This window comes from Tuberibacillus sp. Marseille-P3662, from assembly GCF_900178005.1.
In the GTDB taxonomy this organism is placed as follows: domain Bacteria; phylum Bacillota; class Bacilli; order Bacillales; family Sporolactobacillaceae; genus Marseille-P3662.
This window is the reverse complement of record NZ_FXBS01000004.1, coordinates 93,123-105,536: the sequence shown is the minus strand read 5'-3', so window position 1 is coordinate 105,536 and position 12,414 is coordinate 93,123. Positions and strand designations below refer to the sequence as shown.

Below are 12,414 nucleotides of genomic sequence, written 5' to 3'. Positions count from 1 at the left end.
CAATTTAATAGGAAGTTTTATCAATGTTGTTGGCATATATACAGAAGAAGGGAGGTCACCCATATGCGCCCGGTTGAAATGACGATTTCCGGTCTTCATAGTTTTAGAGAAAAACAGACGATTGACTTTGATACTTTGTGTCAAGGAGGCGTATTCGGGATTTTTGGTCCGACGGGGAGCGGCAAATCCACGCTGCTTGATGCGATGACCTTGGCTTTATATGGAAAAGTTGAACGTGCGATGAATAATACGAAAGGGATTCTTAATCACGGTGAACAGCAGTTGACCGTCACATTGACATTTGAACTGGGTTTAAATGAATCGAAGCGTTACCGTGTTGAACGTGTTTATAAAGAAGCGAAAACCGGCGGCTTGCAAATCGGCAGTTGTCGTATGCTTGATGTCACCGGTGAGGCGACTGTTCTAGCGGATAAAGAGCGCGATGTGACCCAGTTAGTTCAAAATCTCCTCGGACTAACGCATGATGACTTTACAAGGGCTGTTGTTCTTCCACAAGGGAAATTTGCTGAATTCTTGACGTTAAAAGGGGCCGAACGCCGCCGAATGCTGCAACGCCTCTTTCATTTGGAACGTTATGGCGATCGTCTGAATGATACGATCCGAGGTCGCTTGCAAGATTATCAGTCTCGTTATAGTAATGTTGAAGCCGAAATGAATGGTCTCGGTGATGCCTCTAAGGCGACTTTAGATCATGTTAAAACACAGTATGACGCGGCCAATGAAAAGTATCAACAAGCTTATAAACAATTAACCACAACAGAACAGGAATACGAACGAAAGAAACAACGTTACCAATGGACGAATGAACGTGACGCGTTACAAGAGAAACAAACGTCTCTTCTTGAGCAGCAAAAGAAGATCGAGACCCTGAAGCATTCGCTATCGCAAGCTGAAGAGGCGGAACAGCTTAAGCCCTACGTGCAAGATGTCGATCATATCAACGAGGAAATAAAACAATTAGAACAAGATATGCGTGCTTTAGAAAGGGAATATCAACACAGAAAGACGCAAGAACAGGAATCGTCGAAGCAGTTTACCGAAGCTCGCGACAGGCGCTCAGAACAGGAACCACAACTGCAGGCAACCATTCAGCAATTGAACCAAGCGCAGCAGATCGCGCATGAGCTTACTGTTAATCAACGAACACTGTCCGATGAGCAGCAAAAGTTGACGGCTTTAGATAAAACAGTAGACAGCTATCAAAAACGATATGACAGCAAGCAACAAGCGTTGGATGAAGCGAATCGCAAAGTCAAACAGATTCAAGATGCTATCCAAAAGGCGGCCATCACTCCTGAACACAGGGAACATCTGCGCCAAGCGTCGGAAGATAGGAAGGCGATCATGGCGCTGAAAGAGCAATATACGGCACTCAAAAAAGACAAGCATCAATATGAGGAACAACTGACCGCGCTGGATCAGACCATTCGTCAGTATCAGAAACAGCTTGAATCGAGTGCTGCTGAGTTAACTCGAGTTTACGACCGTTGTTTGAACCTCTACCATTCTGTCGCGAACACCCAGGAACAATTGCTTGTGGATAAGGATTGGATTGGACAAAGGAGACATATTGATCAACAACAGGCCGATAAGGTGAAAGAGAAGCACCTTGTCACCCAACTCATCCATAGATTACAAGACGGTGAACCTTGTCCAGTTTGTGGTGCCGAGCATCATCCAGATCCAGCTCATGTTGATGAAGAAAGTAGGGATATAGAGAGTCTATTAGAACGATTAGAAGAGGCGGATCGCTATACCACCAATATAAATGAAGTCTTACCTAAGTTGGAAGCTCTTAAAGAGCGACTGGAAGATATGGCCCAACAATTAACAGATATAGACGTCAATGCTTCTCAAGATACACATGCAGCTGCTGCTGATGATGACGATGAATCCCCCTACTCACATCGGGATCGGGTGAACCATGCACAAGGTTTGTTGGATCAATTTAAGCCATTGCAGCAAGATGTGTTGCAATTGAATGAACAACTGAAGACAGTCTATCAACAGGAACAGCATCATCGACAAGGTCTAACATCAACAGAAACCAAGCGACAAACAGTGGCAGTTGAGGAGGAGAAAGTTCAGGCTAAGTTGGTGGAACTCAAAGACATTAGCCTTTCTCGATTTAAAACATGGCAAGAGCAATATGGTTATACTTCGTTTGATGAGCTTGATGAAGACTTGCAGACGGTACAAAAACAAGACGCCCGTCACGAACAGTTGCAAAAACAACTGCAAGACACCCAAAATCATGTTGAACAAGAACGCCAAGCGTTGGATGATGTTACACGTGCGAAAAATCAAGCAACGTCTGAACGGACGGGTATGGCAACACGCATTGAAGAAATAGAGAAGACTATCGTTCAACAAACGGAGCGGTACGAGGCCCTAACAGCGACGCCTGTCGCTGATCTGGAACAAGTGCTCACTGATACGAAACAATCCGTTGAACAAATGAAACAACGGGAACAATATACTTATGAACAGTGGCAGGAAGCGCAACAACAACGGTTTGCCGCCGAAAAATCTTATTCCAATCAAAAGAGTGCCTATGACGATGCACTGAAACGAAAAGAAGCCCATGATCAAAAGCTTATACAGGCTTTGAAAGCAGGTGGATTTGCCAGCCGCTCAGATGCCGAAACGGTGATGCTCTCCGAACAAGATAAAACGAGTATGAAACAACAGATTGAAGCCTATGAAAAAGAGTGGCACGTCGTTCAGTCGGAATTAAAAAAGCAGGATGATCTGTTGGGGCATGAACGCATCACCCAAGAGCAATTTACAGAGGTCAGTGAGCGACTTGAAACCTTAAAATCTGAGTATGCCACCATCGGACAAGATGTAGCGACTTTAAAAAGTGAATGGGAGCGATTGTCCGAAAAGCATCAAAGGTATCAAGAATTAGAAACACAGAAACGCGAGTTAGAGCAGCAATTAGATCAAATTAAACAATTGCAATCGATTTTTAAGGGCAATAGCTTTGTCGAATATATCGCTCAAGAACAGTTGATGCATATCAGCCGTGACGCGTCACAGCGTTTGGGTCAACTCACGCGCCAACGTTACGCGTTGGAAGTGGATGTCGACGGCGGGTTTATTATCCGCGATGATGCTAACGGCGGTATTCGCCGACCGGTATCATCTCTATCAGGCGGGGAAACCTTTTTAACATCGCTCGCCCTGGCATTAGCGCTCTCAGGCCAGATCCAGCTACGCGGCGAAACGCCACTACAATTTTTCTTCCTAGATGAAGGGTTTGGTACCCTGGATCATGAATTGCTCGATACTGTTGTCACCGCCTTGGAAAAATTACAAACAAATAATATGGCGATTGGTGTCATCAGTCATGTTCCTGAACTGCAGCAACGTTTACCACGTAAACTTGTGGTTCATCCCTCTGAACCCTCCGGACGCGGGACACAAGTCGAACTCGCTGTATTATAAAAAAGAGGCTGGGACAAATCTAAGACAGGATACTCAGGAAGCCAAACAATAAGATATGAAAGCAAGTCTAAGCGTCGTCAAAATACGTAGACGCCTGCGGGAACAGCACGAACGCCTCAGAATAAGCTTCTTTGGACTGCGACGAAGCATCTTGCTTCTCTGAATAGGTTTGAAGATGCAGGAGCACGAGCCGAAGATCCACTTGGTAAAGGGTTTTTCTTTACCAAGTTAGCTGAGGCCGTCCCCGCGGCAAGCGAAGGATTTTGACGAAGCGATGACAGCCATGATAATTTCAACAAATCATCCGAACTGTAATAAACCAGTTCGGATGATTCTGTGACTCATATACTTCTGTCCAAGTCGCTTTCCGACATTATTCCCCAGGAAATGATAAACTAACGTGAAAAACTTGTATTATGCTTAAGAGCTATCATTCCCACAAATCGACAGAATCACATTCTTGCGGTAAAACTACAATATTATGATCATTAATCGTCATTTGTTTGCGTGAAGATCATAATATATTTGATCAACTCCAAAAGAGCAATCAGCATGGATGCGACATAGGTTAAAGCTGCGGCGTTAAGGACCTTATTCACACCGGTTCTCTCTTGCTTTTCAATGATACCTTCAGTAACAATCCAACGTTTGGCGCGAGCGCTGGCATTGAATTCAACGGGCAGCGTGACGACTTGAAATGCAACGGCGAGGGAGAAAAGAATAATCCCTAACCCAATGAGAGACGATTGTTGTAGCAAGAAACCACCAATCAACATAAAAGGGGCTACCCCCGAACTAAAATTAGCTACAGGGAAGATTTTATGACGCAGAACAAGCATACTGTAACTTTCTTTATCCTGAATGGCGTGACCAATTTCATGGGACGCTACAGAGATGGATGCGATCGAATGACCATAGTAAACGGGTTCAGATAAGCGGACGACTTTTTTGATTGGATCATAATGGTCGGATAAAGCACCTTGAACGGGTTCAATCGGAATATGATGAAGACCGTTTTGATCAAGCATGCGCCTTGCCGTTTCCGCTCCAGACATGTGCGATGATGCAGCAACCTCTGACCATTCATTAAAATTGTTTTTAACTTTATATTGAGCCCATAAGGCAAGCCCGAAGGCAATGATAATTAAAATATCCATAGGGTGAAAAAACATTGTAATGCCTCCCCTAATCCATTATATAATAAGCTTTTTATACTATTATACATTAACATAATGAAGAATACTGCTTATATCCTATAGATGTCATAGAAAGTTTGAAGTTTTGGAATAACACACCAAATAAGAGAGGTTCAATTAATAACAGGGTCTGGGGTGAAAGAATCATTTATATGATAACATGTCTAGAGCGTTTAGCCCTGTAAAAATTTTTGCCTGTAAATGAATACTTTAATTTTTTAATGACTCCCCGCCCTTTTTAAGCGGGGAGGGCCTTTCATAATATAAAAAGTAATAAAGGGATCGTGACCATACTAAGTAAAGTTGAGAAAAATAAAGCACTCGATACGTACTCAGACTTCATGTCAAATTTAATGGATAATAATGTAGCGGTCGCGGCTGTCGGAGTTGCGGCTTCTAAAATAAGTACTTTACTCGGCAACGAATCGAAAGGATAAAAAAAGTCAATAACAAGGAGTGCTATGCACGGAAATACCATCAATTTAAAGGCACTCGCCAAGCTGATAAAGGCTTTAGCCTTATTGATACTAATCGTTGATAGCGTCACTCCTAGTAAGGTTAGTAAAGTGGGGATCGCCGCTTGACCCAATAGTTCAATAGGATCCATGATCGATTCAGGGACTTGGAAATGGACGATCTTAATGAGAATAGCCAAAATAATGGCTGTGAATCCCGGCATCTTTAGAATGTTCATTAGAGCTTTTTTGGCGCCGTTTTCAGCACTCTGGGAAGCATAGAAAACCCCAACGGAATTCATAAGGAACGATTGGACAACCATATAAATAATGGCGACAGCGACACCTGCCTGACCGAAGGCAAACATGATAATCGGCAATCCATAATTACCTGAATTCGGAAATGAACTAGCCAAGAGCAGCGCATTAATATTAGAACGACTTGTTTTAAATATCGCACCTAATATTCGGACAAGCACATCAAATAGACCTAAGACAACAAATGCAAATAAGGCGATTCTGCCCAAATCCAGTAAATTTAGCTGCGAGGTCACCACGGAGTGAAAAAACAAAGCCGGACTAAAGACATATAAACATAAATCAGAGATCGGCTTAGTGTCAACTTTTAAACATTTGCCTACAATGACGCCGATGATAATAATAACAATAACAGGAATAATCACATTAAAAATTTCTAGGATTGTCATTTTAATCGCCTGCCTAAATAGTTAATGAATGAGTATTCATTTCATGCTTTTTCTATAGTTTACCAGATCATCATAATAACATAAAAGTTTTTTAGACTTTGTTCGTATAATTTTTACAAGGGACTTTTAAAAACAGATTTGAAGGACAAAACATCCTGTGACCGCTTGCTAATGATCTGAAATTATTTTATAATTAGCTTAATTATGACGGAACGGAGGTGTGGAATCGTGTTATCATTCATTGGCCGGACGCAAACGCAAATGTATTTATACTTGTGCCGCGCCATTATTTCTGGTGTTTCTTTGACATGGGTGACGTATGCCCATTTTGAGGACAACACTATATGATTTGAATGTGATGCGATTCCAGCCAAAAAACTTTAGTTTAGCTATTCCTGAGGGAGAGTGGGCATCACTCTCCTTTTGTGTGTATTATTTTGCCAAAACCCTGGGTGATATCGGATCATCCAGGGTTATTTTTATGTTCGGAGGTCTCAAAAATGATCGTTTGTTCTTTGAATCATGCCAGTAAAAACATCTACAATAAACAAATTTTGAATAACTATTCGATGGAAATCAAGTCAGGTGAACGAGTCGCCCTCGTCGGACCTAATGGATGTGGAAAAACAACATTGCTGCAGATGATTGCTGGTCAGGAACCGTTAGATGAAGGGGATATCCATTATAAAAAAGGCCTGTCTATCGGTTTTGTTGAACAAATACCAACAGTCGAGGCAGGTAAAACAGTTGATGCGTTACTTTGGGAAGCCTTTGGTGATTTACATCTCATCGCTGAACAAATGCGTGAAATTGAAACTAAAATGGCTTCAGAATCAGAGGAGAACCAATTAGAGAAATGGCTTCAACAATACGGAATGTTACAAAGTGATTTTCAAGACAAAGGCGGCTACACCATGGAAGCTAAAATTAATCAGGTAGCCACAGGTCTTGGAATTCACGCGTTTCGGAAACGCTTGTTCTATGAGTTAAGCGGCGGTGAGCAAACTAAAGTCATGCTCGCTATTAATTTATTGAACGAACCGGCGCTGCTTTTAGTCGATGAGCCAACGAACCACCTAGATATTACTGCAATGGATTGGCTTGAGCAATTTTTGCGCCAATACGGTGGCACCGTTGTGATGACAAGCCATGATCGTCATTTTCTCGATCAAGTTGCGACGACAATCTATGACTTAGATGATCAGGACGCGCCATCTTATGAGGGTGGGTATACACATTTCACGATTGAAAAAGAAAAACGGATGATGGCGCAATTTGCGGCTTATCAAGAACAGCAGAAAAAAATCAAAAAAATGCGGGCAGCCATCAAACGTCTAAAAGCATGGGCGAATCGCGCTAATCCACCGAACGATGGTTTGCATCGACGGGCGAAAAGCATGGAGAAGGCATTGGAGAAGATGACAAAGATCGAGCGGCCCAAAACGGAACAAGACCAAATTTCTCTTAGCTTTCAGGCAGGAAATCGCAGTGGTAATGACGTAATCATACTGAAAGACGTTTCATTTGGTTTTGATGACGTGTTATTTGACCATGTGAATATGCATATCCGCCAGGGTGATAAAGCGGCGATAGTGGGAGATAATGGGTCTGGCAAGTCAACGATATTGAAGTTAATCACGGGTGACTGGACGCCTAAGACAGGTGTTGTTCAAGTCGGATCGAATGTCAAACTTGGGATATTATCACAACAGGTCACTTTTGCGGAAGACTATGGTACAACGGTATTAGATGTGTTTCGTTATGCCGCAGCCATGAATGAAGAAAAGGCCCGTCATATCTTAGCCAAGTTTTTGTTTTTCGGTGCTTCAGTATTTAAAAAAGTCGACGCACTCAGCGGCGGTGAGCGGATTCGCCTAAAGTTAGCTCAGCTGATGTATCAGAACATGAATTTATTGCTGCTGGATGAACCGACCAACCATTTGGACATTGAATCGCGGGAGGCTTTGGAAGAAGCGTTGCGCCAATATGATGGCACCGTTTTGGCAGTTAGCCATGATCGCTACTTTCTTAATCGAATGTTTAACAAGACATTTTGGTTATCATCTGGCGCACTCACAGCGTATCCGGGGCGATTTTCTTATGCGAAAGAAAAACGACAATCGGCGCATGAAAACACGTCATCTATGGAAAAATAAAGCAAGCGAGGTTTTGCGCTAAACCTTTTTAGGGAAATTATTCTATGACAGCCTTGAAGGAGGGGTATGATGGCACAATACGATTTTGCCAATTATATTAATGGGACATGGACAGGTAAGGAATTAGATACGATCACCGTCCACAACCCCGCGACGGGTGATCACATCGGCTCGGTGCCAAACGCTGGTGAAGATCATGTTAAGCAAGCGATTGACGCTGCATCCGAAGCCTTGCCCGAATGGTCGAAAAAGACAGCTGCGGATAGAAGCGACATTTTAAGAAAGTATTTTGAATTAATTATGGCTCATGAAGACGAGTTGGCGGAAATCATGACCAAAGAGAACGGGAAACCATTGAAGGAATCAAAGGGTGAAGTCCAATACGCAGCATCTTTCATTGAATGGTATGCAGAGGAAGGAAAACGTACTTACGGTCGGTTAGTCCCTGGAAAACGCGAAAACCACCGAATTAAGGTGATTAAACAGCCGGTCGGTGTCGTTGCGGCGATCACACCATGGAATTTTCCAGCAGCGATGATTACTCGGAAGTTAGGCCCAGCATTGGCTGCTGGTTGTACATTCATCGTCAAACCACCGGAAGAAACCCCATTAACATGCATGCGTCTTGCTGAGTTGGCAGAAGAAGCAGGCATCCCGAAAGGCGTTTTCAATGTTGTCAATGGCAACCCGGAAACATTCTCAGAAACAATTATGGGAGATATGCGGGTACGCAAGTTGACCTTTACCGGATCAACGCCTGTGGGTCGGTTACTCATGAAGCAAGGCTCTGAACAAATTAAGCGGCTATCACTGGAACTAGGCGGACATGCTCCTGTCATTGTCTGTGATGATGCTGATTTGGATCAAACCGTGGAAATGCTTATGGCGGCGAAATTCCGTAATAGTGGACAAACCTGTATTGCCGCTAACCGTGTCTATGCGCAATCCAATATTTATGATGAACTGATTAAACGTTTAGAGGCAGAAGTTAAGACACTGAATACTGGAGATGGCATGAAGGATACCACGGATGTCGGTCCGCTTATTAATAAAGATGGTTATGAAAAAGTCGACCGCCATGTGAAGGATGCCCAAGACAAAGGAGCTAACATAGTGGTTGGTGGTGAAGGTGAAGCGAATAGCGATAAAAACACTTATTTCTATCAACCAACGCTCATTTCTGATGCGAATCATGACATGGTGATGATGAATGAAGAAACGTTTGGACCTATTTTGCCGATTGCGGAATATGATAAAGATGATGAGGCGATCAAAGCAGCGAATGATACTCCATTCGGCTTGGCAGCTTACTTCTTTACCCAAAATGTGTCGCGCGGAACACGCATTTCCGAAGGGCTGGACTATGGTATTGTGGGTTGGAACGACGGTGTCCCATCAGCTGCCCAAGCTCCGTTCGGTGGTATGAAACAAAGCGGTCTCGGCCGTGAAGGTGCTGAAGAAGGTATGGAAGAATATCTAGAAGTTAAATATGTATCATTAAGTATTTAATGTAAATGGAGAGGCTGGCACAAAAGTTTCCCCCTATTTAGGAAAAACACAGGCTCGTTTTATATAACACCCCCAGATCTATGGAATCTGGGGGTGTCACTATTTATCCCTTACTTGGGGCGATATCGGAATTGACCTGTTCTTGATTGTTTTCGTTTAGTTCCAGTTCTTCTTCAGGCGGCTTAGACCGCTTGATAAAGAATGAAAGGACGAGAGCAAGTCCAGCCAGTCCGGTAGCCACCATGAAAGCATCATTAATACCTTGGATCGCAGCATGTTTGGCTAAGGATGCCAAGTGTTGCTGCATCTCAGCGGAAATGTTTGCCCCACCGCTGGCTGTATTACCAGAAGAGGCGGCATCGGAAAGTTTATCAACCGTATCAGGAGATAACCCAGCTGATGTGGCCTTATCTGTCAAATGGGCTTTTGTTTGGTTCGTCATAACGGTGACAAGGAAAGCTGTTCCGAGTGATCCGGCAATTTGCCTCATTGTATTAACCATAGCCGTACCGTGCGCATTCATTTTTTGCGGCAAGGCGTTTAGTCCAGCCGTCATAATGGGCATCATTAACATTGACATCCCAAACATTCGCGATGAATATAAGACAATTAACCAAGCATAAGTCGTATCATCCTGCAGATTAGAAAATTGCCAAGTTGTGATAAGGGTGATCACAAGACCTGTCACAGCCAACCATCTTGCACCGATTTTATCAAAAATTTTACCTGTTATAGGTGACATGATCCCCATCAGAATCGCACCTGGTAACAGCATTAAACCTGATTCCAGTGGTGTAAAGCCGCGGATATTTTGCAAGTAAATGGGGACTAGAATCATCGCGGCAAACATCGCCATGGTGACGACCATATTGATGACCGTTGCTAAAGAAAACATCCCATGCCTAAAGACTCTAAACTCGAGCATCGGCGTTTTCATTCGAAGCTGACGGGTGATAAATATGATTAGACTAATCGCACCGACAGCAAGAGAAATCATGACTTCATTACTATCCCACCCATTATTTCCAGCATTACTGAATCCGTATAAGATTCCGCCAAAACCAATCGTTGATAAGATAATGGATAAAATATCAATTCTCGGTTTGGTTAACTGAGTGACATTCTTAAGCAGGAAGGACGCTAAAATCACGTCAATAATGGCAATAGGTAAAACGATATAGAATAAAACGCGCCATGAGTAGTTTTGGACAATCCAACCTGACAGCGTCGGACCAACAGCCGGTGCGAAAATCATGGCAACACCAATCAGTCCCATGGCCGAGCCACGTTTTTCGACGGGGAAAAGTGATAATATCACATTGGTCAATAACGGCATCATAATGCCGGCGCCGCAGGCTTGAATGACCCTTCCAGTTAGCAATAATGGGAAGTCCGGTGCCACAGCGCAAAATAATGTACCGGTGGCAAAGAAACTCATCGCGGCAATGAAAAGTTGTCGCGTTGTGAATCGTTCCATTAAAAAGGCTGTAATCGGAATAAGCACACCGTTAACAAGCATGTAAGCCGTTGTTAACCATTGAGCCGTATTCGCTTGGATGGCTAAATCTTGCATCATTACGGGTAAAGCAACGTTCATTAAAGTTTGGTTTAATATCGCCACAAAAGCTCCCATAATCATTACAAATATTATAGGGGCTTTTTTAATCGGCTGGTGTTGTTCAATCATTGTGCCTGACATTTTCTACTTCATCTCCCGATTGTTCTAGTTTCTCTATAATTTGTTCATGCAGGGTGATCAGGTGTTGATAATCCTCATCAGATATATCTAGAAAGGTCGAAAAACGTGTCATAAACGCTTCGTGAGTTTCGGCTTTTTTCTTCTGACCCTGTTCTGTTAATGTCATCGTTAAAGAACGACGGTCGTTTTGGTCTCGCTCTCGTGTAACGAGCCCCTGTTTTACCAGTCGCTCAATAATTCCGCTCATTGTACTATTGCCAACCTGCAATTGATCTGCCAACTCTCCTAGACCGATATGGGGGGTTTTCCACAAAGCACTTAGAACCATGATTTGAATGACAGTACTATCCAGTTCATCGGCCTCTTCACGTGCAACTTGGTAGAAAACGCGTTGGACAGATCGGAACGAATGAATAATGTCGATTATTTTTTGTTCATCCATGGATCATTCATCCTTTATTAAAATCAATGTATTTATTTCGTGTGAAAATGTTTCGGGTGCGAAATAAAACAAGATCTATTTTACTCCTTGTGTGTTGAATGTCAATAAAAAAATTTCGATAGGAACATGCAGAGTAATTAAAAGCATTCTGGGGATAAAAGCATTGCTAAAAAGAAGGGAAGGAAGCAGTCGCGGATCGATCATGGAAGCCAGTTGATCCTTGAGGATCAACTGAGCCATTTATAGAGAAGGACATCATCAATGTATTGGTCATTAATGTAAAATTCGTTTTTTAGACAGCCTTCTTGCTGATAGCCGTATTTTTCATAAAAACGCAACGCTCTTGGATTAGATGCCATCACGCGCAAGGAAATTTTCTTAATATGGTCAGCTGTCAGCCGTTTCTCTGCGTATGACAGCAAAGACGCTCCTAATCCGCTGCCACGAAAATCAGAATGAATACCGATCGCTAACTCGGCAATGTGAGCACGTGACGCTATGTCACCATACTGCATTTCAACATAACCGCATATGTTTGCTTCGGGTTGTTCTTCAGCGATTAAGATTCTCCCTGTCCGTGATGACAAAAATTCCTCCTTATTATTAAAATGAATGGGGATCGGTGTGTTTCTATGATTCCAAATCGAATTTTCAATTACGATAAGTTGTTCAATGTCTTGTTGTTTAAATGGCCGTATGGCTATAGTCATTAAAAACTCCCCCTCGGGCCAGGTTCCGTTAACAGGACAATGAATACCCCGGCGGCCGACCGGGAGTAT

Annotated in this window: 7 protein-coding genes and 1 pseudogene; 3 read left to right on the top strand and 5 right to left on the bottom strand. The window is 43.0% G+C overall.

What is annotated here, in order from left to right; genetic code table 11:
• Positions 1-63: 63 nt before the first annotated feature.
• Positions 64-3,471 carry an AAA family ATPase gene (locus tag B9Y89_RS04110; RefSeq protein ID WP_085521808.1) on the top strand — a complete coding sequence of 1,136 codons (3,408 nt, stop codon included), beginning with the start codon at positions 64-66 and terminating at the stop codon, positions 3,469-3,471.
• Between the two features lie 488 nt (positions 3,472-3,959).
• On the opposite strand, the gene B9Y89_RS04105 is transcribed toward B9Y89_RS04110, so the two are convergent.
• Together B9Y89_RS04105 and B9Y89_RS04100 are read right to left on the bottom strand one after the other, a co-directional pair.
• Positions 3,960-4,643, bottom strand: a complete 684-nt coding sequence (locus tag B9Y89_RS04105; RefSeq protein WP_085521806.1) for a zinc metallopeptidase — start codon at positions 4,641-4,643, stop codon at positions 3,960-3,962.
• Positions 4,644-4,923: 280 nt separating this feature from the next.
• Positions 4,924-5,829: an AEC family transporter gene (locus B9Y89_RS04100; RefSeq protein ID WP_085521804.1), complete on the bottom strand. Its 906-nt coding sequence runs from the start codon at positions 5,827-5,829 to the stop codon at positions 4,924-4,926.
• Positions 5,830-6,329: 500 nt separating this feature from the next.
• Here B9Y89_RS04100 and abc-f point away from each other — a divergent pair.
• Both abc-f and B9Y89_RS04090 read left to right on the top strand, forming a co-directional pair.
• Positions 6,330-7,943 (top strand): annotated as a pseudogene (gene abc-f / locus B9Y89_RS04095) (ribosomal protection-like ABC-F family protein); the annotation flags it as partial.
• A gap of 111 nt (positions 7,944-8,054) precedes the next feature.
• Positions 8,055-9,494 (top strand): NAD-dependent succinate-semialdehyde dehydrogenase, encoded by a 1,440-nt coding sequence (locus B9Y89_RS04090; protein WP_254901177.1) that lies wholly within the window; start codon positions 8,055-8,057, stop codon positions 9,492-9,494.
• A gap of 103 nt (positions 9,495-9,597) precedes the next feature.
• On the opposite strand, the gene B9Y89_RS04085 is transcribed toward B9Y89_RS04090, so the two are convergent.
• The 3 genes from B9Y89_RS04085 to B9Y89_RS04075 form a co-directional block, all read right to left on the bottom strand.
• Positions 9,598-11,193 carry a DHA2 family efflux MFS transporter permease subunit gene (locus B9Y89_RS04085; RefSeq protein WP_085521799.1) on the bottom strand — a complete coding sequence of 532 codons (1,596 nt, stop codon included), beginning with the start codon at positions 11,191-11,193 and terminating at the stop codon, positions 9,598-9,600.
• Positions 11,174-11,635 (bottom strand): MarR family winged helix-turn-helix transcriptional regulator, encoded by a 462-nt coding sequence (locus B9Y89_RS04080; RefSeq protein WP_085521797.1) that lies wholly within the window; start codon positions 11,633-11,635, stop codon positions 11,174-11,176. Before B9Y89_RS04080 ends, B9Y89_RS04085 begins: the two co-directional genes overlap by 20 nt.
• A 227-nt stretch (positions 11,636-11,862) precedes the next feature.
• Positions 11,863-12,345, bottom strand: a complete 483-nt coding sequence (locus B9Y89_RS04075) for a GNAT family N-acetyltransferase (protein WP_085521795.1) — start codon at positions 12,343-12,345, stop codon at positions 11,863-11,865.
• Positions 12,346-12,414: the final 69 nt, after the last annotated feature.